Origin of the sequence: Trinickia dinghuensis (genome assembly GCF_003367175.1) — a bacterium.
In the GTDB taxonomy this organism is placed as follows: Bacteria; Pseudomonadota; Gammaproteobacteria; order Burkholderiales; family Burkholderiaceae; genus Trinickia; species Trinickia dinghuensis.
This window is the reverse complement of the sequence record NZ_QRGA01000005.1, coordinates 289,721-316,011: the sequence shown is the minus strand read 5'-3', so window position 1 is coordinate 316,011 and position 26,291 is coordinate 289,721. Positions and strand designations below refer to the sequence as shown.

The 26,291-nt window shown below is 62.7% G+C and carries 24 protein-coding genes and 1 pseudogene; 9 read left to right on the top strand and 16 right to left on the bottom strand.

Annotated features, from left to right (window positions below):
• Window positions 1-27: 27 nt before the first annotated feature.
• The 3 genes from DWV00_RS09735 to DWV00_RS09725 all read right to left on the bottom strand — a co-directional run bounded on the left by DWV00_RS09735 (window position 28) and on the right by DWV00_RS09725 (window position 2,083).
• Complete coding sequence (locus DWV00_RS09735) at window positions 28-873, bottom strand: ABC transporter permease (protein ID WP_115533351.1); 846 nt, start codon at window positions 871-873, stop codon at window positions 28-30.
• Window positions 830-1,633, bottom strand: coding sequence for an ATP-binding cassette domain-containing protein (locus tag DWV00_RS09730; protein WP_115533350.1), 804 nt, complete (start codon window positions 1,631-1,633; stop codon window positions 830-832). Before DWV00_RS09730 ends, DWV00_RS09735 begins: the two co-directional genes overlap by 44 nt.
• A 129-nt stretch (window positions 1,634-1,762) precedes the next feature.
• Complete coding sequence (locus tag DWV00_RS09725) at window positions 1,763-2,083, bottom strand: hypothetical protein (protein WP_115533349.1); 321 nt, start codon at window positions 2,081-2,083, stop codon at window positions 1,763-1,765.
• A 265-nt stretch (window positions 2,084-2,348) separates the two neighbouring features.
• Between DWV00_RS09725 and DWV00_RS33980 the strand changes: the two are divergent.
• Window positions 2,349-2,519, top strand: a pseudogene (locus DWV00_RS33980) (polyhydroxyalkanoate depolymerase); the annotation flags it as partial.
• A gap of 300 nt (window positions 2,520-2,819) precedes the next feature.
• Here DWV00_RS33980 and polX read toward each other — a convergent pair.
• Together polX and DWV00_RS34525 are read right to left on the bottom strand one after the other, a co-directional pair.
• Entirely contained in the window at window positions 2,820-4,565 is a 1,746-nt protein-coding gene (polX, locus tag DWV00_RS09715) for a DNA polymerase/3'-5' exonuclease PolX (RefSeq protein ID WP_115533348.1), read from the bottom strand.
• A 311-nt stretch (window positions 4,566-4,876) separates the two neighbouring features.
• Complete coding sequence (locus DWV00_RS34525) at window positions 4,877-5,092, bottom strand: hypothetical protein (RefSeq protein WP_245964810.1); 216 nt, start codon at window positions 5,090-5,092, stop codon at window positions 4,877-4,879.
• Here DWV00_RS34525 and DWV00_RS09710 point away from each other — a divergent pair.
• On the top strand, window positions 5,018-5,353 hold the full coding sequence (locus tag DWV00_RS09710; protein ID WP_245964808.1) for an exo-beta-N-acetylmuramidase NamZ domain-containing protein: 336 nt from the start codon (window positions 5,018-5,020) through the stop codon (window positions 5,351-5,353). The two genes, DWV00_RS34525 and DWV00_RS09710, sit on opposite strands and share 75 nt — an antisense overlap.
• Before the next feature lie 57 nt (window positions 5,354-5,410).
• Here the strand turns inward: DWV00_RS09710 and DWV00_RS09705 are convergent, their stop codons facing one another.
• The 3 genes from DWV00_RS09705 to ppsA all read right to left on the bottom strand — a co-directional run bounded on the left by DWV00_RS09705 (window position 5,411) and on the right by ppsA (window position 12,124).
• On the bottom strand, window positions 5,411-7,636 hold the full coding sequence (locus DWV00_RS09705) for an FAD-dependent oxidoreductase (RefSeq protein WP_245964807.1): 2,226 nt from the start codon (window positions 7,634-7,636) through the stop codon (window positions 5,411-5,413).
• Between the two features lie 89 nt (window positions 7,637-7,725).
• A complete protein-coding gene (ftsH, locus tag DWV00_RS09700) occupies window positions 7,726-9,624 on the bottom strand; it encodes an ATP-dependent zinc metalloprotease FtsH (RefSeq protein WP_115533345.1) in 1,899 nt (632 codons plus the stop codon).
• A gap of 100 nt (window positions 9,625-9,724) precedes the next feature.
• Window positions 9,725-12,124 (bottom strand): phosphoenolpyruvate synthase, encoded by a 2,400-nt coding sequence (gene ppsA / locus DWV00_RS09695; RefSeq protein ID WP_115533344.1) that lies wholly within the window; start codon window positions 12,122-12,124, stop codon window positions 9,725-9,727.
• A 335-nt stretch (window positions 12,125-12,459) separates the two neighbouring features.
• On the opposite strand from ppsA, the gene DWV00_RS09690 reads away from it, so the two are divergent.
• From DWV00_RS09690 to DWV00_RS09675, 4 genes are all read left to right on the top strand, one after another.
• Window positions 12,460-12,717 carry a hypothetical protein gene (locus DWV00_RS09690; protein WP_425452744.1) on the top strand — a complete coding sequence of 86 codons (258 nt, stop codon included), beginning with the start codon at window positions 12,460-12,462 and terminating at the stop codon, window positions 12,715-12,717.
• Between the two features lie 150 nt (window positions 12,718-12,867).
• Window positions 12,868-13,599: a F0F1 ATP synthase subunit B gene (locus DWV00_RS09685; protein ID WP_220274676.1), complete on the top strand. Its 732-nt coding sequence runs from the start codon at window positions 12,868-12,870 to the stop codon at window positions 13,597-13,599.
• Window positions 13,577-15,115 (top strand): F0F1 ATP synthase subunit alpha, encoded by a 1,539-nt coding sequence (locus DWV00_RS09680; protein ID WP_115533342.1) that lies wholly within the window; start codon window positions 13,577-13,579, stop codon window positions 15,113-15,115. The genes DWV00_RS09685 and DWV00_RS09680 overlap by 23 nt, the downstream gene beginning before the upstream one ends.
• Window positions 15,112-15,966, top strand: a complete 855-nt coding sequence (locus DWV00_RS09675; RefSeq protein WP_115533341.1) for a F0F1 ATP synthase subunit gamma — start codon at window positions 15,112-15,114, stop codon at window positions 15,964-15,966. Before DWV00_RS09680 ends, DWV00_RS09675 begins: the two co-directional genes overlap by 4 nt.
• Window positions 15,967-16,314: 348 nt before the next feature.
• On the opposite strand, the gene DWV00_RS09670 is transcribed toward DWV00_RS09675, so the two are convergent.
• On the bottom strand, window positions 16,315-16,800 hold the full coding sequence (locus DWV00_RS09670; RefSeq protein WP_115533340.1) for a universal stress protein: 486 nt from the start codon (window positions 16,798-16,800) through the stop codon (window positions 16,315-16,317).
• Window positions 16,801-16,824: 24 nt separating this feature from the next.
• Window positions 16,825-17,496, bottom strand: a complete 672-nt coding sequence (locus tag DWV00_RS09665) for a hemerythrin domain-containing protein (protein WP_342766969.1) — start codon at window positions 17,494-17,496, stop codon at window positions 16,825-16,827.
• A 190-nt stretch (window positions 17,497-17,686) separates the two neighbouring features.
• Between DWV00_RS09665 and DWV00_RS09655 the strand changes: the two genes are divergently transcribed.
• Window positions 17,687-18,721, top strand: coding sequence for an Acg family FMN-binding oxidoreductase (locus tag DWV00_RS09655; RefSeq protein WP_115533337.1), 1,035 nt, complete (start codon window positions 17,687-17,689; stop codon window positions 18,719-18,721).
• Window positions 18,722-18,730: 9 nt separating this feature from the next.
• Here DWV00_RS09655 and DWV00_RS09650 read toward each other — a convergent pair whose 3' ends face one another.
• From DWV00_RS09650 to DWV00_RS09625, 6 genes are all read right to left on the bottom strand, one after another.
• Complete coding sequence (locus DWV00_RS09650; protein WP_115533336.1) at window positions 18,731-19,846, bottom strand: PAS domain-containing sensor histidine kinase; 1,116 nt, start codon at window positions 19,844-19,846, stop codon at window positions 18,731-18,733.
• 160 nt (window positions 19,847-20,006) lie between these two features.
• Window positions 20,007-20,939 (bottom strand): 1-phosphofructokinase family hexose kinase, encoded by a 933-nt coding sequence (locus DWV00_RS09645; RefSeq protein WP_115533335.1) that lies wholly within the window; start codon window positions 20,937-20,939, stop codon window positions 20,007-20,009.
• Window positions 20,940-20,976: 37 nt separating this feature from the next.
• Window positions 20,977-21,438 (bottom strand): CBS domain-containing protein, encoded by a 462-nt coding sequence (locus DWV00_RS09640; RefSeq protein ID WP_115533403.1) that lies wholly within the window; start codon window positions 21,436-21,438, stop codon window positions 20,977-20,979.
• 2 nt (window positions 21,439-21,440) lie between these two features.
• Complete coding sequence (locus DWV00_RS09635; RefSeq protein WP_147297861.1) at window positions 21,441-21,935, bottom strand: carboxypeptidase regulatory-like domain-containing protein; 495 nt, start codon at window positions 21,933-21,935, stop codon at window positions 21,441-21,443.
• Between the two features lie 153 nt (window positions 21,936-22,088).
• Window positions 22,089-23,126, bottom strand: coding sequence for a zinc-dependent alcohol dehydrogenase family protein (locus DWV00_RS09630; RefSeq protein ID WP_115533333.1), 1,038 nt, complete (start codon window positions 23,124-23,126; stop codon window positions 22,089-22,091).
• Between the two features lie 140 nt (window positions 23,127-23,266).
• Entirely contained in the window at window positions 23,267-23,692 is a 426-nt protein-coding gene (locus DWV00_RS09625; RefSeq protein ID WP_181885407.1) for a BON domain-containing protein, read from the bottom strand.
• A gap of 206 nt (window positions 23,693-23,898) precedes the next feature.
• Here DWV00_RS09625 and DWV00_RS09620 point away from each other — a divergent pair, with 206 nt between their 5' ends.
• Together DWV00_RS09620 and DWV00_RS09615 are read left to right on the top strand one after the other, a co-directional pair.
• Window positions 23,899-24,819, top strand: a complete 921-nt coding sequence (locus DWV00_RS09620; RefSeq protein WP_181885406.1) for an LOG family protein — start codon at window positions 23,899-23,901, stop codon at window positions 24,817-24,819.
• Window positions 24,816-26,249 carry an MBL fold metallo-hydrolase RNA specificity domain-containing protein gene (locus DWV00_RS09615; protein ID WP_115533330.1) on the top strand — a complete coding sequence of 478 codons (1,434 nt, stop codon included), beginning with the start codon at window positions 24,816-24,818 and terminating at the stop codon, window positions 26,247-26,249. The genes DWV00_RS09620 and DWV00_RS09615 overlap by 4 nt, the downstream gene beginning before the upstream one ends.
• The last annotated feature ends 42 nt before the right edge of the window (window positions 26,250-26,291 follow it).

The window sequence follows — 26,291 nt, the reverse complement described above, 5'->3', positions numbered from 1 at the left end:
TCGCTGCGTGCAGCTTGCGCACCGCGCTCACCGCGCGATGTTCGGATAAAGGCGCGCGCTGATCGCCACCACGGTGGCGAGCGAGCAGATCAATACGGCGCAGTCGAGCCCGAGCCCGAGGTGCGCCGTCTGCGCGAAACCCGGCAAGAGCAGCACCCGCAGCGCATCGACCTGATAGGTCAGCGGATTCATATGGGAAATCGTCTGAAGCGCGCGCGGCATCAGCGAGGTCGGATAGATCGCATTGCTGGCGAAAAAGAGCGGCATCGTCAAGAGCTGGCCGACGCCCATGAAACGCTCGCGCGTTTTCACGAGGCACGCAATGATCAGCGAAAAGCTCGAGAATACGGCCGCCCCCAGCACCACGAACACGATGAGTCCGGCAAGGGCCAAGGGATCGGCACGCATGTGCACACCAATCGCCGCGGACAGCGCGAGCACGACGGCAGCCTGGATCAGCGCGCGCACGCCGCCGCCGAGCGCCTTGCCGAGCACGAGCGACACGCGCGGCGTCGGGCTCGCGAGAAACTTGTGGACGATGCCCAGGTCGCGCTCCCAGATGATCGAAATGCCGTTGAAGATTGCGATGAACAGCACGCTCTGCGCGAGAATTCCCGGCATCAAAAAGTCGAGGTATGGCAGCCCGGCCGAATCGATCGCATGCGCACGGCTCATTACCTGTCCAAAGATCAGCAGCCACAGCGCGGGCTGAATCGCGCGGGTCGCAAGCTCCGTCGGATCGTGTCGCAGCTTGCGCACTTCCATGTCGGCGATTGCTAGCGTCTTCAGTGCAAAAGCGGCGAAGGCAGCAATGCGCGAAGGCGTCGGCTCAACCGAGCCGGTGCGCCGCTCGGCGAGTCTGAGAGGTCTCATCGTAGGCTCCAGGCAACATCGTATCCGCACCGGTGAAACGCTCGAATACGTCTTCGAAGGTCGCACCTGCGCCGACAGCGGCTTTCAGCTCAGCCGGCGTCCCCATCGCGGCGACGCGCCCGCGGCACAGAATCGCGACGCGACGGCACAGTTCCTCCGCTTCCTCCAGATAGTGGGTTGTGAGCAGGATCGCGCTGCCGGACTGCGATTGCAGCCGGCGCACCTGCTCCCACACTGAGACACGCGCGACGGGGTCGAGGCCGACCGTCGGCTCGTCGAGAAACAGCACGCGGGGACGGTGCAGCGTCGATTGCGCGATTTCAAGGCGGCGGATCATCCCGCCCGAGTAGGTCTTGACCAGCTTATCGGCGAAGTCCGACAGCCCCATGATGGCGAGCGAGTCGCGGATGCGTTCGGCCCGCTCGCCGCGCGCAATGTCATAGAGCTTCGCGAACACGAGCAAGTTCTCGTAGCCGGTTAGATCGCCGTCCGCTGACAGTGCCTGGGGCACGTACCCGATGCAGCGCCGAACCGATGCCGGCTCGCGCACGATATCGTAGCCGCCCACCGTCGCGCTTCCCGAGGTCGGGGGCAACAGCGTAGTCAACATCTTGATGACCGTCGACTTGCCTGCGCCATTGCGGCCGAGCAGCCCGAAGATCTCACCTGGCTCGACCGACAGCGTCAATGCGTCGACGGCTGTGAACGTGCCGAAGCGGCGCACCAACTGGCGTGTTTCGATGACAGGGTGACCGTTCATGAGCTGAGGTAACGCAACAGGTAACGAATGGATCGTGAGGCCTGCCTGTTGGTCGGCTCGCTCATCATCAGTCCTCCTTCATGTCAACGGAGAATTCATGATCGTCCGGATCGTCCGTTTCGAATTGACTCAAGTCAACTCAGGCTTTGCCAAGAGTTTCAGGCTTTGACGGTCGACTTCGCGGGGCGAGGTTGTAACCACCCCTGCGACCCATGGCTCTGCATTCAACTGGGCGACTATGGGGCTGAGTTCCGCAGGAGCAATCGACTCGAACGTAACGATCAGTTCGTCGATCCGTTTTTTGCCATCGCGGTGAACCCGCGTCCGCTTCGCCTTGGCGCCATATCGACCCAACGCTTGCCAGATCGAGATGATCCTCAACTCGCCAGCAGCGGCGCGCACCGCCAGGTTCAGCGAGAAGGTGTCGGTGGATCGATCGGAATTCGTCATCGGGATATGCTCAGAAATATCTGGTATTCGGTGTCAGTCAACCGTCGCCGCGGCAAAGTTCGTTATGCCGTCGGCCATTTTTTCAGATTAGATCGCTACGTTGACAAGCGCAACGTGGCCAGTGCGGCCGTTCATACTCTGACAGAGCGGAGCTCAACCGTCGTTGATTTCCTCGACCGAAGTTGATGCCCGTCAACGTGCACTCGCCCAACGCGGCGAAAGTGATCGTTATTCACCTCTGCCCAACGCGTTCCGAAGGCTCGCCATGTGGTATCCCCTTTTCGAACAGCAGCGTCAATGGCTGCGCATGTGGCGTGCGGCGACCCGGTCCGCGTGCGACGCATGGCCGGCGACGACGTTGCCCAATGCCGCGTCGTCGTGCTTTGCCGATCTGTTCGAGCCCCTGCTCGGTCTGACGGCCGGCGCGCCGCCGTTCGCGATCAGGTCCGTCGCGCTCGATGGCCATTGCAGCGACGTCGAGGGATGCGACCACTACGGACTGTTCACCGGCGAGACGTGGCGCGACAAGGTGCATCCGGTACTGCAAGCGGTGTTTGACCAGGCCGAAGCGGGTGGGCCGCGGCCGCACGTGCTTCGTCGGCAATTCCGTGCCACGGCAGGATAACGCCGCTACGCGGCAGCAGCACCGCGACGTCGGAGCGTCCCGCGGACGAGTACAACGCTTGCGGCGCGGGCGCCCGCATATTAGCCCAGCTTGTACGCGCAGTCTGGACAGTCAGGCAGATGCCACCTTCCCCACTGCGGTTCGCCCGAGAAGTGGACGCAATTGGTCAAGGGATCGACTATTGAGCACATCATGCTTTTCCAGCCAACCGCGCCGCGCCTCGTCGACACCACGGCGCAAATTGTCGAAATCGAACCGGCTGTGCGCGTCCGAATCGATCGAAATGAGCACGCCTTCGGCTTTCGCCATCTGGCAATAGATATCGGCAAGATCGAGCCTGTCGGGATGCGCGTCGAGCTCGAGGTGGCAACCGCACGCACGTGCTTTCCGAATGACGCGCACGAGATCGATGTCATACGGGTCGCGCTCGCCGATCAGCCGGCCGGTAGGATGCGCGAGGATCGAAAACGAGGGGTGAGTCATCGCGCGCAATACGCGCTCCGTCTGGCGCTCGCGCGGCAGATTGAAATGGCTATGCACCGCACCGACGACGACATCGAGGCGCTTCAGGATCGCGTCCGGCAGATCGAGGTGTCCATCTTCGAGGATATCGACTTCGATGCCTTTCAACAGCACAATGCCCTGCAGCGTGCGGTTGATCCGGTCAATCTCATCGATCTGCTGCGCGAGGCGCTTGGCATCGAGACCGTGCGTCACGGCCAGGCGGCTGGAATGATCGGTGATTGCGAGGTAGGAAAGCCCCCTCTCGCGCGCGGCGAGCGCCATGTCGAGCAAATCGTCGTGGCCGTCGCTCGCTTTCGTGTGCGCGTGAAGATCGCCGCTCAAATCCGCAAGTTGGATGAGCGTCGGTAGCCGTTGGGCGGCGGCTGCACGCAGCTCCCCTCTGTTTTCACGCAACTCGGGTGGGATCCAGGGCAGATCGATCGTCGCATAGACAGACGCTTCGGTGTCGCCGGCGATGCGTTTCTCACCACGGAATACGCCATACTCGTTGATTTTCAGGCCCCGCTGCTGCGCGATGCGGCGCATCGCAATGTTATGCGCCTTCGAGCCCGTTAAATAGACGAGCGCGGCACCGAAGCTCGCGGGTGCGACGACACGCAGATCGACCTGAATGCCGCTTCTCAGCACGACACTCGAACGCGTCTCGCCGCTCGAAAGCACTTCGGCCACCTCGTCGTAGCGCACGAAACGCTCCGTTACGGCAGCCGCATCGCGCGCCGTGACGAGAAGATCGAGATCGCCAACGGTTGAACACCGTCTTCGGAAACTGCCCGCCACGACCGCCTCGCCTACGCCCGGCGTCCTCCGCAGACAAGCAATGAGCGGCTGCGCATATTGCTCGGCAAGGGCGAGCTTGAAGCGCCGCGATTTATGCAGATGCGCTTCGATTGTCTCGATGATATGCGCTTCGGTCTTCTCTCCGAAGCCGGGGAGGTCACGAATTTTGCCCTCTTTGGCCGCACGGTGCAGTTGCTCGAGCGTTCGAACGTGCAGCGCATCATGGATCGCACGCACCCTTTTCGGCCCAAGGCCCTGAATCTCCAGCAACTCGGTAATAGCGGCGGGCATTTCGTGGTGCAGCTGCTCGAGCAGCCCGCACTTGCCTGTCGCCGCGATTTCGCGCAGTTTTTCGGCCAGGTCATTGCCCACACCACGAATGCCTTTTAAATCCTCGTTCTGCTCGATCATCGTCGACACGCTCTTGCCGAACTCGCCCACCGCGCGCGCTGCGTTTCGATATGCGCGCACGCGAAACGGATTCGCCCCTTGAATTTCGAGAAGATCTGCGATCTCGGAAAAGATCGCTGCCATATCGGCGTTATGAAGTGGCATACGGTGCCTCTCCTCACGAGGTTCATACGGCGGCCACCATTCGTCGAATCTCGTCGAGCATTTTCATGCTCAGCGTAATGCAGCCAAAGCTGATCGCGTTGACCTGAGTCAACGAGGGGCCTCTCTCCTTGCCGTTCGCGCGTCAGCGCCGCTGAGCGTCAATCCTTCATTGCAAGCATCGATGGACGTAGCACTTCATCGCGATGTGCTGTCTGATCCGCGTTGACGACCATCACCAGAGGTAGCACGTTGAAGGATTTGCGCCGCCACCTGCACAATTTCCAGGGCACCAATCCAGTCAGGCTGCGCCGTTATCGACCGATGATCTCTCGCGAGTCCTGCCATCGGTCGCGCCAACGATTGCGCAGGCATTGCGCTTGCCCCGCTCCACCGGACCGGTCAGGACCGGCATCGACGCGCTCGAAGCGATCGGGTTCGCACCACTCGTCGGCATGCGCGTCGGGCTCGTGACGAATCGAAGCGGTTTCGACAGCGTCGGCACTCGTACGATCGATCTCATCGCTCATGCGCCTGGCGTTACCTTGGCCTCCATATTTGCGCCTGAGCATGGTATCGACACGAGCGTCGACGAACCGCTCGCCGACACGCACGATGCGGCAACCGGCGTCGTCGTTCACAGTCTTTACGGCGCGACGCGACGAGTGCAAAGTCAATCGCCGAGGGTTACAGGTGCAAGGGCGACTGGACTGCCCAGGACTCTCCCGATTCCGCTCGCGAAACGACACGCCGGCATGTTTTCAAGCGGATCGCGACTCGGCCGCCCCTAGACTCATACGGCACACGCCGGTGGATCGCATTGCATTGACTGGCGTCGCAAGGGACGGCTACGCAGGCGTGACGCCGTCCGCCTGGCCTTTCAATGCCCCCTGCGCGGCAAGCCGCCCCTGCTGCCGCAGCGCGTTCACGTTAGCCGCCGAAAAATCGAAGTCCCTCGCGAACGCCGCGGTCGCGGCCCCTTCGAGCGCGATCCTCGATAAGCGAAGCGGCGTGCGATTTCCCATCAGCCGGATGTAATGCGGCATTTGCCGCACGCGCCGCGCAGCTTGCGAATCGAGCTTGCTCACGATGTCGTTGACGAGATCGCGGAAATCGCTCGCATACTCCTCGAAGCGCAGATCGTTGCGCACGCGGTCCGTATAGACGATCTCGTCCCGGCGCAGCATGACTTCGACGAGGTTCGACGGCATGCGCCGCGCCTGCGAATACAGATCGACGATGAAGACGCGGCCGCTCACGCGCCCGCACCGTTCGATCACCATATCCAGCGGCGAATTGCTGACGATGCCGCCGTCCCAGTAGGCTCTCCCGTCGATCGTCGTCCACGGCATGCCGGGCGGCAGACTTCCGCTCGCGAGCAGGTGGTCGGGCGTCAGGCGATCGACGTAGCTGTCGAAGGTCCGGCGCTCGCCCGTGAGGATGTCGACCGCCCCCAGTAACAGCCTGACGGGGCTCGACGCGAGCGCATCGAAATCGATGTAGCGCCCGATGAGTGCCTTCGCCGGCTCGGTGTCGTACCAGCTCGTCCACGACGCGGGGAGCGCGGAAAGCCCGACGCCGGCGCGCCACCACTTCGGCTGCAGGAAGTGAGGCACCCCAAACCATAGCGAATAGGCGGAAACGAGCGCACCGTGCAGGCACGGGTCGAACATCGCGGGCAGCTCGATCGAGATGTCGCGCCAGAAGCCTGCGAGGGCGCGCGCCGCGTGACCCGGATGGCTTGCCACGATGGCCGCATTTAATGCGCCGATCGATACGGCGGAAATAATGTCTGGGCACACGCCCGCCTCTTCGAGGGCTTCGATGGCGCCCCATTCGAACGAGCCGAGCGCGCCGCCGCCCTGCAAGATCAATGCGGTCTGCGAGGGCAGGCTGTCGAGGTCGAAGCGGCTGTCGGCCAGGCGCGAGCGCGCTGCATGCAGGCCGATCCGGTGGCGGATCAGTTCGCCGGCGGCGGCCGTTTCTTCCGCGTCGCGGCCCAGCGAGAAGATGGCGCGCAAGATGTTGTTCTTCAAATACAGCAGCGAGTACGAGCGTGCTTCCAAGGTGCCGCGCTCGACCAGGTCGCACCCATCCTCGGGTTTGCCGAGGAAGTTGTACGGCAGATCGAAGGCATCGCCCCAGAACATCGACACATCGCGATATGGCACGCGCTGCCCGGCCATGTTGCGAGCGGCTAGCTGACCCTGCTGCCGAGCGTTGTCCACGTGTTCGATGCGGCGGCGCAGGCCGAACACCGGGTCGAAAAAATTGGCCACGTCGCCCGCTGCAAACACGTCGGGGTCGCTCGCGCGAAGGCACTCGTCGACCACGACGCCGTCGTCGACGGCAAGCCCGCTTCCGTCGAGAAACTCGCAATTCGGCTGCACGCCGATTGCGACGATGGCCAGTTCGCACGGGATCATGCTACCGTCATCGAGCTCCACGGCGATTAGGCTACCCTCCGAGACGAAACGCGCGATGCTGCAGCCGGTCCGTGTCTGGACACCGTGCTCCACGCATAGGCGCGCAAAAAAATCGGACAAAACCGGCGCCCGGAGTTGCGACAAGATGCGCGGCTCACGTTCGATCAGCGTGACCTCGATGCCCATCGCACGCAACGACGCGGCGCTTTCGATGCCGACGAAGCCCGCGCCCATCACCACGGCGCGCTTCGCCCGGGCAGCGGCGGCGCGTATGCGCACCGCCTGCTGCTGGTCGTGCAGACAATAAACGCCCGGCGCCCCGACGCCCGCCACCTCCGGTACGATCGCGCGCGTACCGGTTGCGATCAGCAGTTTCCGATAGCCGAGCAGCCTGCCGTCGGCAAGATGCACGACATGGTTCGCCGTGTCGACACGCACCGCCTCGGCGCCGATGAGGACGTCGATGCCCTGCGCTTCATAAAAACCAGCCGGGTGGATGGCAAGCCTTCCCGCATCTGCGGTTCCGCTGAGAAAGCCTTTAGTCAGCGGCGGCCGATGATATGGGAGCACGGGTTCCGCGCAAACCATCCTGATACTCGCGGACGGCGCTTCCATCCGCAGTGTGTTGACCGCGCAGGCCGAGGCCATGCCCCCGCCGATCAGCAAGTAATCCGATCGATCCGCCGCCGCGTGGCCGGCAACGTCAGGCAGTTTGCCCTCGGGCCTGGGGTTCTCGATCATGCCTGAGGCGCAACGGCTGTCTGGGTACGCCATTGCTGTTCCGCCGCGGCCCCGCCGTCGATCAGCTGCAACAATGTCTCGTGATCGATGACTTCAATCTCGAGCAGCCGCTTCGCGATGCGCGCGAGCGGTTCGCGCCGCTCGCGCAGCGTGCGCGTGACGCGCTCGTGCGCCTCGCCCAGAAGCCGCCGCACTTCCTCGTCGATCAGCGCCGCGGTGCCCTCGGCATAACGTTCGCGCCCGGGCGGCGCAGGGAAACCGCCAGCCTCTTGCATATCGCCGAAAGTGGCAAGACCGAGCCGCTCGCTCATCCCGCAGCGCGTCACCATATGGCGCGCCAGCGCGCTGGCCCGGTCCAGATCGTTTGCCGCGCCGGTCGACACGTCGCCGAATACGATTTCCTCCGCCACCCGCCCGCCCAGCAGCGCGTCGAGCCGGTCGAGCAGCTCGCTTTCGCGCAGCACGTAACGGTCTTCGGTCGGCACCTGCTGCGTGTAGCCAAGCGCCGCCACGCCGCGCGGAATGATCGACACCTTCTTGACCGGGTCGCAATGCGCGCGGCTTTGCGCCACCAGTGCATGCCCCGCTTCGTGGTAGGCGATCGTGATCTTCTCTTGCTCGTTCATGACGCGGCTCTTGCGCTCCATGCCGGCCATCGCGCGATCGATCGCCTCGTCGAAATCGGCCATCCCGATCGCCTGCTTATCCTGCTCAGCCGCGTGCAGCGCCGCTTCGTTCACGACGTTCGCGAGATCGGCGCCGACGAAGCCCGGCGTGCGCGACGCGAGTTCGGCCAAATCGACGTCGGCGGCCAGCCTCACGTTCTTGACGTGCACCGCGAGGATCTGCTGCCGTCCGATCAGATCCGGGCGGTCGATCGCGATGTGCCGGTCGAAGCGGCCGGGACGCAAGAGCGCGGGATCGAGGATTTCCGGGCGATTGGTGGCCGCCAAGATGATGACGCCCGAGTTCGGCCGGAAGCCGTCCATCTCGACGAGCAGCTGATTGAGCGTCTGCTCGCGCTCATCGTTGCCCGACAGCACGCTCGCGCCGCGCACCTTTCCGAGCGCGTCGAGCGCGTCGAGCTCGTCGATGAAGACGATGCACGGCGCCTTCTGTTGCGCCTGCTCGAACAAATCGCGCACGCGTGCCGCGCCGACGCCGACGAACATCTCCACGAAGGCGGAGCCGCTGATGGTGAAGAACGGCACGCCGGCCTCGCCCGCGACGGCCTTGGCGAGCAGCGTCTTGCCCGTGCCCGGCGCACCGACGATCAACACGCCCTTCGGGATCTTGCCGCCGAGCCGCCGATAGCGCTCGCCATGGCGCAGGAATTCGACGATCTGCTGCAACTCCGCCTTCGCCTCGTCGATGCCGGCGATGTCGTCGAACGTTACGCCTGTGTCCGTCTGTGCATAGACGCGCGCGCGGCTCTTGCCGATGCCCGAAAAGTCGCGCATCGCACCGCTGCCGGCCCGCATCATGAAACTCCAGATCAGGACGAGTCCCGCGAGCGGCAGCGCCCATGACAACAGCACGCCGCCCCAACTGCTGTCGGATGCGCCGCTATAGCGGACACCCGCTGCCGCGAGAGCGTCGGCCAAATGTTCGTCCGAGACGCGATTCGTCCAAAAATGCCACGGCGCGCCATTGTTCTGAATCGCCTCGGCATCGGACGCGGGAAGCAGGCTGACCGCGGCGGGCATGTGCACATTGCCCGAAATCTGCGAGGGCGTAATTACGAGCTCGCCGACGTCTTTCGCGACCAGCAGCGTGCGGAAATCGCTGTAAGCGATTTCCTGCGACTGCGTTCGGCCCGCAAGCATCTCGAAGCCGAGCAGCAGCATGAAGCCCATGGCCATGACGATGGCGAGGTAGTCTTTTCTATGTTCCATGAGGACATGCGGTTTTCGGCCGCTCACGCGTATCTATGTCGAGAGCATAGATAGCCGCACCGCACGAGCACTGATCCGCGTCAATGGAACGAGATCGAATTCAGCCCTTGCGTGCCGCCGCTTCCTCGGCGGCCGCCACCTGCCGCTTCACCGCGATGAAGCTGTCGGGGCTCACCGACATCGAATCGATTCCGCGCTCCACGAGAAATTGCGCGAACTCCGGATGGTCGCTCGGCGCCTGTCCACACAGGCCGACCTTGGCGCCCGCCTTATGCGCTTCTCCGATCACGCTGCCGATCATCCATTTCACCGCCTCGTCCTGCTCGTCGAACAGTTCCGCGAGTTCGGCGGAATCGCGATCGACGCCGAGCGTCAATTGCGTCAGATCATTACTGCCGATCGAAAAGCCGTCGAAGCGCTCGGCGAACGCCTTCGCGAGAATCACGTTCGACGGGATCTCGCACATCACGTAGACCTTCAAACCCGCATCGCCGCGCTTGAGCCCGTAGTCGGCCATCACCGCCAGGACGCGGTCGGCCTCCCTAGTCGAGCGGCAAAACGGAATCATCACGACCACGTTCTTGAAGCCCATTTCATTGCGCAAGCGAGCGATCGCACGGCATTCGAGTGCGAAACCGTCCCGATAGCGCGGCGAGTAATAGCGTGAGGCACCTCGGAAACCGAGCATCGGATTTTCCTCTTTCGGCTCGAACTGCGCGCCGCCGATCAGATGCGCGTACTCGTTCGTCTTGAAGTCGCTCATGCGCACGATGGCCGGATGAGGATGGCAAACCGCCGCGATGCGCGCCAGTCCGCGCGCGAGCCGGTCGACAAAGTACTCGGTCTTGTCGGCATAGCCCGCCGTCAACGCCGCGATCGCCTGCCTCGCCTCCTCGTCCTTCAAATCGTCATAGCGCGCGAGTGCCATCGGGTGCACCTTGATGTGGTTGCTCACGACGAACTCCATGCGCGCAAGCCCGATGCCGTCGGCCGGAATGCGCCACCAGCGAAACGCCGCCGAGGGGTTGGCAAGATTCAGCATGACCTGGGTCCGCGTGGACGGAATCCGGCTGAAATCGATCTCCTCGACTTCATATTCGGCCATTCCCTCGTACACGAATCCTTCGCCTCCCTCCGCGCACGATGCCGTCACCTCTTGCTGGTCGTGCAGCAAGTGCGTCGCGTTGCCGGTGCCGACGATAGCCGGCAAGCCGAGTTCCCGACTCACGATAGCCGCGTGCGAGGTGCGCCCCCCGTGGTCGGTGACGATGGCCGCTGCTCGCCGCATAATCGGCACCCAATCGGGGTCCGTCGTCTGCGTCACGAGGATCGCGCCGTCGACGAAGCGGCCGATGTCCCGGGCGCTCTCGAGCACGCATACGGGGCCCGTCGCCACGGCTTCGCCGACGCTCACACCCGTAAGCAGCTTGCGGCCCTTCTTGCCGATCCGATAAGTTTTCACGGCGCCCGCTTCGCGGCGCGACTGCACCGTCTCGGGACGGGCCTGGACGACGAACATCTCGCCGCTCGCGCCGTCCTTCGCCCACTCGATGTCCATCGGCCGCGCGTAGTGTGCTTCGATCGTGCAGGCCCAGCGCGCGAGCCTCAGGATCTCGTCGTCGGCGAGCACGAACGCGGCGCGTTCCGCCTTCGACGTCGGCACGTTACGTGTGGACGCATCACCGGTGCTCGCGTAGACCATCTTCCGAGCCTTTTCGCCGCGCGTCTTGCCGATGATCGGGCTCAGCGACGAATCGTCCAGGAGCGGCTTGAACACTTCATACTCGTCCGGGTCCACCGCGCCTTGCACCACGTTTTCGCCGAGGCCCCACGCCGCATTGATGAGCACGACCTTGTCGAATCCGGTTTCGGTATCGATCGAGAACACCACGCCCGCGCCGCCGAGATCCGATCGCACCATGCGCTGCACGCCGATCGACAGTGCGACTCGTAGATGATCGAAGCCTTTGTCCTGCCGATAGCTGATCGCGCGGTCGGTGAAGAGCGACGCATAGCAGCGGCGGCATGCATCGAGCAGCGCGCGCTCGCCGCGCACGTTCAGAAACGTTTCCTGCTGCCCCGCGAAGCTCGCATCCGGAAGATCCTCGGCAGTGGCGCTCGAGCGCACCGCGACATCCACGTCCTCGCGCGCCGAGCGCCGGCACAGCGCGCGGTATGCACCGCAAAGCGCCTCGGCGATATCGGCCGGCCATTCGCCGCGCAAGACGGCGCGGCGAATAGCTGCGCCCGCTTCGGCGAGCATCACCTTGTGCGCGGCGAGCTCGCCGAGGTTTTCGGCAATCGTCTGCTGCAGTCCGTTCGCGTCGACGAAGCGCCAATACGCGTCCGCCGTGGTCGCGAAACCGGGCGGCACGTTTATCCCTTGCTTGGACAGATTGGCGGTCATTTCGCCCAATGACGCATTTTTGCCGCCCACCCGAGGCACGTCTGTCCGGCGAAGGTCCTCGAACCAGACGATGTGCGCGTTCTCGTCATCCATTTCTTGCTCCTATGACGCGTCTGACCATGACGAACCTCTCGCCGAGCGGGCTGCCAATGCACGCAGATTAGAAGTGCATCGCCGCATCCGATTGATGTCGATCAAGAAAGTGGGAACGATGCCGTCGATTCGTTTCGTGCCTTGTAGGAAAGAGCCGACAGGCGGCGACGAGATCCTACGCGAAGCTCAGCCCCGGCCGATTTGAATCGGGACGCGTGTATCCAATACTGCATTCATCGACCCAGCAAATCCGCCGGCTTCGCGCCGGCCGACGCTTTACCTAAGGCTTCGGTAAGCACCGAAGCGCAAACTGCGGTTGACACAGGAGAACTGCCATGTCGACGTTTACTTACACTGCCGGCACCGCGCAAGCCGTTGGCGCATCGAAGCCGTCCGAACAAATGGCTCTCTCCGAAGGCACGGTCAACTTCGATGCAATCGTCGAGCTCGCTCGTGAAGCGGGCATGCTCGTCACGCTCGACGGTCAGATCGGCCGCGAAAAGTATGAAAGCATCGTCGGCTCCCTTACGGCGTTCCGGCGCTTCATCCACGCACTGCACGGTAGCCTCGCGGAGCAATTCACGGCATCGTGAAAAGTGCGGCCAAAGGAGGTCGCAAAACGCCGGACGGGACGAGGAAGATCGTTGATCTCGATCAGGCTGAGGCGGCGCAGCAACCGTTATCGTCCAAGTGTCGCGACGGCAGCGGGAGGACGGAAGATGCGAATCGACTGGTCGACGCTCGTGCTGCAGACCGTCAACGCGGCGGTGCTGGTCTGGCTGCTGGCGCGCTTTTTGTTCAAGCCCATCGCTAATATCATTGTTGCGCGGCAGGATGCTGCACGGGCGCTGCTTACCGATGCGGAGGCGTTGAAACGCGCCGCCATTGAGGATCGCGAAGCTGTACTCGAAACGCGTCAAGCACTAGAAGCCTCGCGCGAGCGAGCCATTCAAGCCATCGACGCGCAAGCCGGCGCCGAAAAAACAGCATTGCTCAAGGCCGCGCAGGCCGAGATCGCGCAGATGCACTCAGCCGCGCAGGCGCAGATAGCGCGCGACGCCTCGGCGCACTGGCGTCAGGTCCAGGCGAGCGCCACCTTGCTTGCCGCGGATATCGCGGAAAAATTGCTCGCGAGATTGCCGCGCGAGTCGAAGATCACCGGATTTGCCGATGGTCTGGCCGGCGCCCTTGCGGCGCTGCCCCCGGCGGCGCGCGACGCGCTCGCCACGGCCGGTTCCCCGCTCACCCTCTGCCTGCCTCGAAAGCCTACAGACTCGGAGCAAGCGTCGATCCTCGAGACACTCTCTCGCGCCGCGGGGCATCCGTTGCTGATCGAGGTAACGATCGACCCCTCGTTGATCGCAGGGCTGGAGTTACGCGGACCGCACATCGTCGTCTCGAATCACCTGCGTCACGATCTCGACGAGATTCGCGCTTCGCTGGCCGATACCGATGCAAAAACAGCCTCCGTTTGATCTCGACGCGTGGCTGGCGGACAAGCGCGCCACGTTGGCAACGCTTGCGCCCGGTGCCCGCGCGGAGAATCTCGGCCGCGTCGAGCGCATCGCCGATGGCGTTGCGCAGGTCTCGGGCCTCGCCGACGTCACGCTCAACGAAATGGTCGCGTTCGCGGGGGGAGCGACGGGTTTCGTTCACGCACTCGACCGCGATCTCGTGAGTGTCGTGCTGCTCGATGACGATATCGCGGTGGTCGCCGGGGAAACCGTGACCCGTCGACGCGCGGTCGTGCAAGTGCCCGTGGGCGAAGGGCTTCTCGGACGTGTGATCGATCCGCTCGGGCGCCCCCTCGATCGCGACGAGCCGCTTGCGCACGACGGCTGGCTGCCGGTCGAACGCGCTGCGCCCGCGATCGTCGAGCGTGCCTCGGTCAGCGAGCCGCTCGAAACGGGGGTGCTGGCGATCGACGCCGTGTTTGCGATCGGCCGGGGGCAGCGAGAGCTGATCATCGGTGATCGAGCCACCGGCAAGACATCGCTTGCGCTCGACGCAATCGTCAGTCAGAAGGACTCGGACGTCATCTGTGTCTACGTCGCGGTCGGTCAACGCTCGACTGCCATCGAGCGAGCCATCGATGTCGTGCGCCGCTACGGCGATCCATCGCGCTGCGTGTTCGTGACTGCGGCAGCAGGCACTGCACCCGGTTTGCAGTGGATCGCCCCGTTCGCGGGATTCTCGATCGCCGAGTACTTCCGCGATCGGGGGCGCCACGCGCTGATCGTCATCGACGACCTAACGAAGCACGCTGCCACGCACCGGGAACTCGCGCTCCTGACGCAGGAGCCGCCCGGCCGTGAAGCGTATCCCGGCGACATCTTCTACGTGCATGCACGGCTGCTCGAACGCGCGGCCAAGCTGGCGCCCGCGCTCGGCGGCGGATCGCTCACGGCGTTACCGATCGCCGAGACCGACGCGGGCAATTTGTCAGCGTATATTCCGACGAATTTGATCTCGATCACCGACGGCCAGATCGTCATGGACGCACGATTATTCGCGGCAAACCAACGCCCTGCCGTCGATATCGGCCTCAGTGTGAGCCGGGTCGGCGGCAAGGCTCAACCGCGCGCGCTGCGCGACGTGGCGGGACGGCTGCGTTTCGACTACGCGCAGTTTCTCGAACTCGAAATATTCGCGCGCTTCGGAGCGCTGACCGACACGAGGCTCGCGGCTCAAATCGCGCGGGGCACGCGCATCCGCGCGCTGCTCGCGCAACCTCGGCTTTTTGCACTGCGGACCGTGGAGCAAATCGCCCTGCTCACCGCACTCGCGCAAGGCCTACTCGACATGGTGCCCCCTGAAGCACTCACCTCGGTCAGAATGCGACTCGTCGCGCGCCGCGCCGCATTGCAGGGACAAGAGATGTCCGGCGATGCCGAGAAAGGCGCGATCGCGGAACACGTGGAGGCGATCCGGCAGATCGCCGCGCAAATGGCGGCCACCGAGGGCATCGGTGATCAGGAGGCGGCACCGTGAGCGGCCGCCTTTCCGATCTGACGAATCGGATCTCGACCATGCGCCAACTTGATGGCGTCATCGGCGCGATGCGCGGGATCGCCGCTGCCCGCGCGAACGAGGCCCAAGCCCGGCTCGCCGGCATTCGCGCGTGCGCCGCGACGGTCGGCGAGGCGATTGCCAAGGTGCTACCGCTCGCTCCCGAGCACGCCGAGGCACATCCTTCGTCCGCTCGCTCGCCTGCCTGCGTCGTCATTGTTCTTTGCTCCGAGCAGGGGTTCGTCGGCGCCTTGAACACACAGATCGTCGCGCACGCGCAAACCTATGCGCCTCACGCTCCACGCGACTATATGCTCGTCGGATCGCGCGGCCTGCCGCTTGCCCGAGCGGTAGGCCTTTCGCTCGTCTGGACGGGGCCGGCCGCCGCGCATATCGGCGGTGTCGATGCACTAGCCAGTGCGCTGACCGATGCGCTGTACGTGCGCCTGACGACTAAGCCCGACGCGACGGTGTGCATTATTCACGCGACAATCAACTCCGCACAACACGTCGACATCATCGAGCGCCTCTTGTTGCCGTTCGACTTCGCCCGCTTCGCCATCGCGCGCAAAAGCCCGGTGCCAATCATTCAATTGCCGGTGCGGCAACTGCTCGACGGTCTCGTCGAGGCCTACGTCTATACCGAGCTTTGCGAAGCCATGACGCTGTCTTTCGCCGCCGAAAACGAAGCGCGCATCCAAGCGATGCTCGCGGCGCGCTCGAACGTGCAAGAACGGCTCGAGCTTCTGGTCGGCCAATACCGCCAACTGCGTCAAGAGGAAATCACGTCGGAAATCGTCGAGCTGACCGCTGGCGCGGCAGCAAGCCGTTGATGCGCCACTACGCCGGCGCTCCGGCGCGGCGTCCGTCGGGACAAGGTGTCGCGTGCCGCGAACGTCCTCGCTCTTGCCTCAATCGAGCGATTTCCTGAATCGCAGCACGCTCGCCGTCAGCGTTGGGTTCGATGAACTCCCTGACCAGCACCGAATGCGCGTGATCAAACATAGCGCAATCCTCGGAACTCATGTATGAGACCGACCGCGACTCGACACCGAATACGCGAACCTCGCCAGAGGATCCCGCGCCAAAAAGGGAGCGGCGCTTCCGGCAGAGTGAAGCGCCGCGTTGAACCAAACGTGCAGAATACGGACGACCGGGAGGGGCGAGCGGTCGCTAGCCAATCAGAGCGCTGGCTTTTCGCCCGTGTCCGCTCCGACATCGACGTTGTGCCGGATCAGCAGGACGGGCACGGAAGCTTCGCGCAAAAGCGATTCGGCCACGCTACCAAGCAGCGCGCGATTCAGTCCGTGTCTTCCATGGGTACCCATTACGATGAGATCGGGTTCCCATTCGTCGCACACGCGAGCAAGCGCCGCCGCCACGCTCTCGCCGTAGGCGTCGACCCCTCGAACGCTGCCATCGACGTGCTGAGCACTGAACGCCTCGCGCGCCTCCTCGAGCGCAACGGCAGCGGCTTCCGATTGCGTGGATTCCACCACTGGACCGGGCGCATAGACGGTACCTACGTCCACGATCTGCGGGGCGTGTTCGACAACTGACACGGCGAGCATTTGCGCGCCGAACGCCCGTGCGATCCCGATGCCCTCGTCTAGTGCTAGACGCGCCGCGCGGCTACCGTCGAGCGCCGCAAGAATACGCTTGTACATGATTTTCCTCCAAGCTACTGCGTTTTAGACAATATTGAGCACCGACACAAACAGCTTTTCGAGATCTTCCTCGAGCTTGTCACCGTCGAATGGATCGCGATTTACCGAAAATGCGGCGTCGACGTCCGCCCAGTCATCTTCGGTGAAATATCGCCGCGCGGCAGGCAGAATCACGTTCTCCTCGATGTGGCGATGCTGCGAGTAGAACTGTGCGTAGTCGTCCACGAGGGTGCGCAAGGCGGGCAGCACCGACTCGCCGGCGAGTTCATAGCGAGTCAGTGCGTGCTCGAGGTTGCGCACCTTTGATTCGCCTTGAGCGTGCTGCGACTCCAACTCGTCGATGACGTCGTCGAGTTCCTCGGTGCGTTCGCGCAGCCGGGCGAAAAGATGGAGATCTTCCTTGGGATGATGAATCCGCTCCGGATATTCGCGGATGTAGTAAAGCATTGCTCGAAAGATCGTCGTCGGAGGCGCATCGGCCCCGGTTTCGAGCAGCGAAACAAAACGCTGCATACCCGCTATCACGGCGGAGAGCTGTTGATGTTCCTTGACGATGACGTACGTTGCATCGCGCTGGGTGGCAGAACGCATATCAAACCTCCTGGGGCCGCTACCCGCTCTGTCGCTCGGACAGCGAGTGACAAAGCACATCGAGGTGTCGCACGCATCCACTGTCCGCCCGGAAACCGAACGCACGATTGACTTGAATCAGAGACTGGAGCTTCCGATCGGGAAAAGAGCCGGGTGCCGAATCGGGTTTCACACCGCGATCCGCCATCGATTTGATGTTCGTCAATCGCCGGCCGTTGCACGACGCCAATACTGATCGAAGCTATCGGCCAGACACTCAAACCGCCCCAAAATGCAGCGTTCGAGGACATCTAAGATGAGCTCCGACACACACGCGCCCGCGCCCAACATCGCCGTCCATTCGCTCGACCCGCAAGCAAGCATGAACAAAAAACTGCGCCACGCGGTGCAATACGCCGTGCTCGCACCGTCAAGCCACAATTCACAACCGTGGCATTTCATCGTCGACGACGATTCCATCACGCTGTGCGCCGATCGGATGCGCGCATTGCCGGTCGTCGATCCATTCGACCGCGAACTGACCATCAGTTGCGGGGCCGCGCTATTTAATCTGCGCACGGCACTCAATCACTATGGACTCGGCTACCGAATCACGTTGTTTCCCTCGCAGGTCGATCCCGACATGCTGGCTCACGTGCAGGTGTCGGAGAGAGGCTACCAAGACGAAAGCCTGGCCCCGCTGTTCAACGCGATTCCCGGGCGCGCCACCGTGCGCAAGGCGTTTTCGAGCACGCCCGTGGCGGACAACGTGAGACACAGCCTGATCGAAGCGGGCGAAACCGAAGGAGCGCAGATTCTATGCATCGACGATGCGGTAAAGCGATCGCGCCTCGCCGACCTAATCGCCGAGGCTGATGCGCTGCAATTCGCCGATCCATGCTTTCGCCGTGAACTGGCGTGCTGGATACATCCGAAACGCAGTAGCGATGGGATGCCAGCCGATGCGGCTGGCGTGGCGGCATTGCTGAACCTAGCGGTGCCGATCGCCGCGTCGGCGATCCGTACGTTCGATATCGGCGAAGGCATGGCCGCGATGCACCACAAACTGCTGGCGGGCTCGCCGCTCCTGCTCGTCGTCGCCACCGACAGCGACATCCGCGAGGCCTGGCTCGCCGCGGGCCAAGCGTTGGAGCGATTATTGTTGAGCGCCACCCGCCACGGCTTGACTGCGTCTTATTTGAATCAGCCGATCGAAATCGCGCCGTTGCGCGAGCGTCTGCGCGCGAGCGCGGGCTTGAATGCCATCCCGCAGTTGTTGCTGCGAATCGGTTACGGGCCGCAAATCGCGGAACGCGCGCCGCGCCGCCCGCTGAGCGATGTCCTGTGGTAACGAGCCGGCTCAATCGATCGAATCGGGCGCGACCACACTGAGAGGAAGCCGGATGGCAATCCGAAAACCTTCTCCGGGCGCGCTATCGATCGAGATCGAACCACTTAACTGCCGAACCCGCTCGTGCATACCGAGCAAGCCAAACGACTTTTCCTTGCGTGGGGCGTCGAGAGTCGCGCCATCGCCGTCGTCTTCGATGCGTATCGCGCATGCGTCACCGGCACGGTGCAATTCGATCCAAACGTTCGACGCTTGTGCATGCCGAACCACATTCGTCAGCGCTTCCTGAATCATACGAAAGATAGCGGTGGCAGCAGGCGGCGAAAATGCCAAGTCATCAGCCTCGACCCGCGCGCTCACGTTCACGCCATAGCGCTGGCCGAAACTGTCCACCAGCCACTCGATCGCTGCCTCGAGGCCCAGGTCGTCGAGCACTGGCGGGCGCAAGTCGGATGCAATTCGACGCACCGTCATTGCCATCGAATCGATCTGACTTTCAATGCCCTCTGTATCGGACAAGAGCAGTGCCGAAGCACCTTGAGCACCGAGCTTCGCTTCGAGCTCCGCCACGCTCATCTTGAGCGCGGTCAATCGTTGACCGAGATCGTCATGCAGTTCTCTCGCGATACGCTTTTGCTCGTCTTCTCTTGTAGCCAGCATTTGTGCAGAGACGAAGCTTGCATTTTCCAGTTCCGCGAGCCGTCTGCGTTCAGTCAAGTCGCGCGTAACCTTGATAAATCCGACGAGATTGCCAAGTGCGTCGTGCACGGCCGTGATAATGACGTCGGCCCAAAAGCGCGACCCATCGCGGCGCATGCGCCAGCCTTCGTCTTCAACCCGCCCTTGTGCCGACGCAGCAGCCAACTCACGCTCGGGCTTGCCAGCGGCGATATCCTCGGGGGTGTAAAAAACCGAGAAATGGAGGCCTATGATTTCTTCGGGTAAATATCCCTTGGCCCGCTGGGCGCCCTTATTCCAGCTCGCAATGTAGCCGGACGGATCAAGCATGAAAATCGCATAATCCTGAACGGCGTCGATGAATAGCTGATAGCGCTCCTCTGTCGGAACGTCGACGTGCAAGCTTGCTACGGTTCTTCGCGCCGGGTCGCTGTCCGGGGAGTTCATGCATTCTCCCTTGCGGTAGGGTTCCGCCGCATCCTTCGATCACCAATGCCTGGGTTATCGGATCGGAGCGGCGATAGAATGCATCTTCTTCCGCGCTTTTAAATAAGTCAAATACGACACGTTCGCAACGCCACGCACATGTTGCACATGCATCATGAAGTCATTTGATGTCGACCTGACGGTAAATCCGCTCGACCTCTTCCGAGTTGCATAGCCCGGTGCCGGGGCTCGCGAGCGATGCCGACGCGGCAGCCAGCCCATAGCGAAACGCCTCGGCGAGCGCAAGGTCTCGATCGAGCGCCCAGACGAGCGCACCCACCAAAGCGTCGCCCGCACCGATCGCGCTCACCACGCTCACCGGCAGCGCACCGGCTCGCAAAACCTCGTGCTCGGTCACGAGCAGCGCCCCAAGGCTACCCAGTGTCAAGGCAACGATTTGCGCCCGGCCGTTGCGGACTAAGTGGAGCGCGGCTGCACGCCATTCGGACTCGCCGGCAAGCGCTCGCCCGGCTAGCTCGGACAACTCGCCCAAACTCGGCTTGACAAGGAAGACGCCTGCGTCGAGCGCGGCGCGCAAGGCTGGGCCTGAGCTATCTAGCACGACACGAGTCCCGTTGGCTCGCGCCGCGCATATGAACGACACGTAGATATCGGCCGGAACGCCCGGCGGTAGGCTGCCGCTCAGCACAAGATAGTTTGCCGCCGGCTCGAACGACTCGAACCGCTCGAGACAGCTTTCCCACTCGCGCTCGGAGACCACTGGGCCGGGGAGTACGAAGCGAAATTGCCGCCCCGTCGATTTCTCGTAGACAGCGAAGCTTTCGCGCGTTTCGCCGGCAATTTCGATGCACTGCCCTCGCACGCCCTCCGCTTCGATAAGCTGGCATAATTCTTGTCCGAGTGGGCCGCCGGCCAAATACAGGGCGATGCAATCCCCGCCGAGCCGGTTGATCATGCGCGCGACGTTTATCCCTCCCCCACCAGGATGCTTTAACGCAGCATCGCAGCGCAGCTTAGATGTATCCGTCACCCGTTCGACGGCCGTCGACAAGTCGACAGCGGGGTTCAGCGTCACGGTGAGGATCCGGCTCATTGGTTCGTCGCCAGCATTCGCGTGCACGCGTGTTCAGTCACGCGTGAAACGCCGATTGCACACTGCCGGTGTTTTCTCGGCACTGTTCGCGATTGATGATGCTCCCGAGCAACCCCAATTCTCGGCCGAGCGCGGCCACGATGTCGTCGAGCGAAAGCACCCCGATGATGTCCTTGCTTCGGGTCGTCGTCGCGAGCCGCCGCACGCCATGCGTTGCCATCGCCTCCATCGCGTCGGCCACGTCCGCTCCCGCGTCGATCGTCACGACGTCGTTGGTCATGACGTCCGCGACCAGCATATCGTTCGTCGCCCTCCCTAAGGTGACGCCATGCAATACGATATCGCGGTCCGTCACGATGCCGGCAATGCGGCCGACGGGGCCACCGGTGACAATCAGTGCACCGACATGCTGATCGCGCATCTGAATGGCGGCTTCCCGCAGCGTGCAAGACATGGGAATGTGAATCGTGCCGCAACTATGGATGTCACTCACCTTCATGTTCATCTCCAATAGAAGTTGACGTTGGTGCCACCGTGTTGCGGCACCGTAGCCCATCGTTCGAGCTTTCCTTGCTCGCCCGTTGCGCTGATGTGATAACGCCCCGGTGCAAGCCGCGCATAAAGCATCGGCCCGCTGGTGCGCACCGTGAGGACATGCGCCCCGGAAGACCCGGTGACGACGACGTCGACATCGGACAGATAGATACCGTCCTTGCCCGCGAAGAGCATGCGCAGATTGAATTTCGACGACATCGCGCGGATCGCGGACGATTCATCCTCGCCCACGCCACCTGTTACGTAGGTCACGCCGTTTTCCGTAACGGGCGCGATCGGCTCCGCTTCCTGAGCGCGTGCAAGTGCACAGCTCAGCGTATAGCTTGCAATCAAGACGGCGACAGCGCGAACGAATCGCCTTCCGCGCACATGGCGCGCCCGCACGGCGGTACATTGGGCGCGAGCCCAATCGAACGGATCGATCACGCCGGCGAATTGCACGATCCTATTTCGCAGGCGAGCATCAATACACGCCGCGCCGAGAATCAGGAACGATCCCGGCAGCAGCAAGAAAAGGACGCAGATTAGCCTTTTAACCATAATGATCCTCGTACTGAAATGGCCCACCGACACCAGCGGGCTGAAGGAGGAAACTCAGGTCTCGATCAGCACTTTCAGTGCATGGGTGTCGGCGGCACGTCCAAACGTGTCGTAGGCTGCACCGATTTCCTCAAGCTTGAAGCGATGCGTAATGAGTTGCTTCGGGTCGAGCCTTCCGGAACGTACCGTCTTAAGCAGCATGGGCGTGCTGACCGTGTCGACGAGGCGCGTCGTGATCGCGATGTTGCGATCCCACAACCTTTCGAGATGGATGTCGGCCTTGATGCCGTGGACACCGATATTCGCAATGGTCCCGCCCGGCGCAACAAGCGCTTCGCACAATTCGAAAGTCGTGGGCACGCCGACGGCTTCGATCACGCAGTCGGCACCGACGCCCTCGGTCAGCTTCATCACGGCGGCCTGCGGATCGACCGCGCCGACGTCGATGCAATCGGTCGCGCCGAAACGATGCGCCATTTCGAGCCGATTCGTATCGCGGTCGATCATCATGATTCGCGCCGGGGAGTAGAACTGAGCGGTCAGGAGCGCCGCAAGACCGATCGGGCCGGCGCCTACGATCGCCACGGTGCTGCCTGGCTCGACCTTGCCGTTGAGCACACCGCATTCGAACCCCGTCGGCAAAATGTCCGACAACATCACGAGCGCATCCTCGTCCGCATTCGGCATGATGGGATAGAGGCTCGTGTCGGCGTGCGGAATGCGTACATACTCGGCCTGCGTGCCGTCGATGCGGTTGCCTAGGATCCAGCCACCCGTCGCGCAGTGGGAATACATGCCGCGCCGGCAGTATTCGCATTTCCCGCACGACGAAATGCAGGAGATCAAAACATGGTCGCCGGGCTTGAACGACGAGACGGCGGAACCGGCCTCGTGGATGACGCCCACGCCCTCATGGCCGAGGATGCGGCCAGGCTCGCAAGTCGGCACGTCTCCCTTGAGGATGTGCAGATCCGTGCCGCAAATTGTCGTACGCGTGACCCGCACGATCGCGTCTGTCGGATCGATGATGGCCGGCTGCTGTCGGTCTTCGAGCGAGCATTTTCCGGGGCCGTGATAGACGAGTGCTTTCATCGCAGAATTACCTCCGCAACATTGAATGAGTTGGTTCGCCACAGAAACTACCTTATGGCCTGCCCTGTCGCCCCGGCTTGACGTGTGTCAATCGAGAAAGGTTTCCGAGAGAGCCACCGGACAAAGGCTAGCTCCCGCGCTCAGGAAACCGTAGTCAGATCCACGACCTGCCGCACGCCGAAGCTCGCGCATGCGACGCCGTGGACCGCACGTTTTTCCTCCAGCGAACTCACCTGCCCGCGCAATGTCACGACGCCGTCTTTGACTTCGATCTGGAGCTTCCGTGCATCGTCCAGCGCATGGTGCTTCAGAGCCGCCGTGATCTGCTCGGCGATCAACGTCGGATCGGCGTCGCGCTTTACAGCGATCTGATTCATCACACCGATCACCCCGAGTGTGCGGCTTGCCACCAACTCGGCCGTGTAGCGCTGTGAGCCCCAATCGACCTCTCCAGTGAGGGTCACGCACCCACGATCGACCCGCACTTTAATGGCCTCGCTGGGAACGCCCTCAGCCCATTTCAGTTCGTCTTCCACTTCCTGCTTCAGTTGCGCATCGGATTTCATTGCCGCTCTCCATTCCATTCGACCGTATCAGGTCATCGCATGGATATAGCTTTGCGCAGCGGCGAAGAACGTCGTTGACGCGAATCAAGTCGACGCAATTGAGCACCTAGGTTGATCTGCGTCAGCCACGAAATTCGTCATGAGGAAGAAGATGCAACTACGGCGACTGAGCCGCCCCGATGCACGACCAACCCACGAGACACTCGATGACCGAGCGTTCTGATCTCGAGAGTGATGCCGAAGCGCGCGAGCGCGTCCGCAGACTCATTGCGAGCCCGAGCTACCAGCAAGCAGATGAAGATAGGGCTTTTCTACTTCGGCCCGAAATGTGCGGAGTGCGCCTGCAACTGGACTTCTGGAAGACCGAAGAAATCCTGCAACGCCTCGGAATCGAGCACACCGTGGTGGTCTACGGCAGCACGCGCTTGATCGAGCCGGAAGTCGCCGCGCAGCGATTGAGCGCGGCACAGCGAGCACTGGCGAACGCGCCTTGCGATTCCGGCCTCGCGCGAGCCGTCGAGATAGCGAAACGGTTGGCGGACAAAAGCCGCTATTACTCGATTGCACGCGAATTCGGCCGCATCGTCGCCACCCGATGTGCCACGGAGAGGGTTCCGAGACTCGCTGTCGTTACGGGCGGCGGCCCGGGCATCATGGAAGCAGCCAATCGCGGCGCATTCGAATCGGGCGCGCCTAGCATCGGTTTGAACATCTCCCTGCCGCGCGAACAACTCCCCAATCCCTATATCAGCCCGGACCTGTGTTTCAAGCTGCATTATTTCGCCATCCGAAAGATGCACTTGCTCGAACGTGCCAAAGCCGCGGTTTTCTTCCCCGGAGGCTACGGGACCTGCGATGAACTCTTCGAGGTACTAACGTTGTTGCAGACGAGCAAGATCGCGTCGCTGCCCGTCGTGCTGGTCGGCGAGCGATATTGGCGACATGCAATCGATTTCGATTTCCTAGTCGATGAAGGCGCCATCGCCCCGAACGATGCGGAATTGCTGACGTTCGCGGAATCCGCCGACGAAATCTGGGATGTGATTTCCAAGTGGTACGGCTCGCAGGAGTCGGTGTGCGAGCCGATGAATCGGCGGCCTGCCATGGCCGCGGGAGAGAAACCATGAAGCTGACGTTCCTTGGCGCCGCCGAGACGGTCACCGGTTCGAAATATCTGCTCGAGGGAGCCGGCATCCGAGTATTGATCGATTGCGGCTTGTTCGAAGGCACCAAGAACTTACGCCTGCGCAATTGGGCGCCGCCGCCGTTCGCCATCGATAAGCTCGATGCGGTGATCCTCACCCATGCCCATATCGATCATTCCGGGTACTTGCCCGTGCTCGCCCGTATGGGATACCGCGGCCCAGTCTATGCGACCTCGGGCACGGTCGACTTGTGCGGCGTCATGCTACGCGACAGCGCGAAGCTACAGGAGGAAGAAGCCGAATTCGCGAACCGGCATGCCTACTCGAAACACCATCCCGCCTTGCCGCTCTATACCCTCGACGACGCCGAGCGCGTCCTCAAGCAACTTGTACCCTGTGAATTCAACACGCCAGTCACGCTTGCCGATCAAGCATGCTTTCGGCTTCTTCCCGCAGGGCATATCTTGGGCGCCGCGAGCCTCGTCATTTACATGAACGGAAAGCTAGTCGCTTTCTCCGGCGACCTCGGGCGTCTCTCCGATCCCATCATGCGCGAGCCGATGCCGATCATGCATGCGGACTATCTCGTCGTCGAGTCGACCTATGGGGATCGTCTGCATGCCGAAAGCGATCCGGCGGCCGAACTCGAAGCAGTCTTCGCGCGCACCTTCAAACACGGCGGTGTTGTGATCATCCCCTCATTTGCCGTCGGTCGCACACAAACGATACTGCACTACATCGCGCTGCTGAAGGAAGCGGGCCGTATGCCCAATGTCCCGGTCTTTCTCGATAGTCCAATGGCGATAGCCGTGACCGATCTCTATCGGCGCCATCTGCGCGAGCATCGGCTCACCCTTTCTCAAGCCGATTCGATCAGCAAAGCCGCGATCATGGTGCAAACCGTTGACCAGTCGAAAGAGGTATCGGGCAGGCGCGGGCCGATGGTCGTGATCGCCGGAAGCGGAATGCTCACCGGCGGCCGCGTGCTTCATCACCTGAAGGCGTTCGCACCGGATTCACGCAACACGATCGCGCTGGTCGGATACCAAGCGGCGGGGACCCGCGGCGCAGCGCTGGAGGCTCATGCGCCAACCCTAAAAATTCACGGCGAATACGTACCGGTGCGCGCTAAGGTCGAATCGATTTCATCGCTGTCCGCGCACGCCGACTATCGCGAAACGCTGAAGTGGCTCTCGTCGATGTCGACGCCGCCCGAGCGGACATTCATCACGCACGGAGAACCGGCGGCCGCCGATGCGTTGCGGCGCCGGATCGCAGAAGAGTTGCATTGGCCTTGCGAGGTGCCGAGCTACCTCGAATCCGTCGAGTTGGCGGATGTGCCGCATCGTCAGCCGACATCGCCATTGCCTGCCAGCGTGGGGAGCGAGTGCATGGGCAATTGCCGATTCTGATTCCGCGCACGCCTGAAAGCAATGCGCGATCGGCTTGGGGAC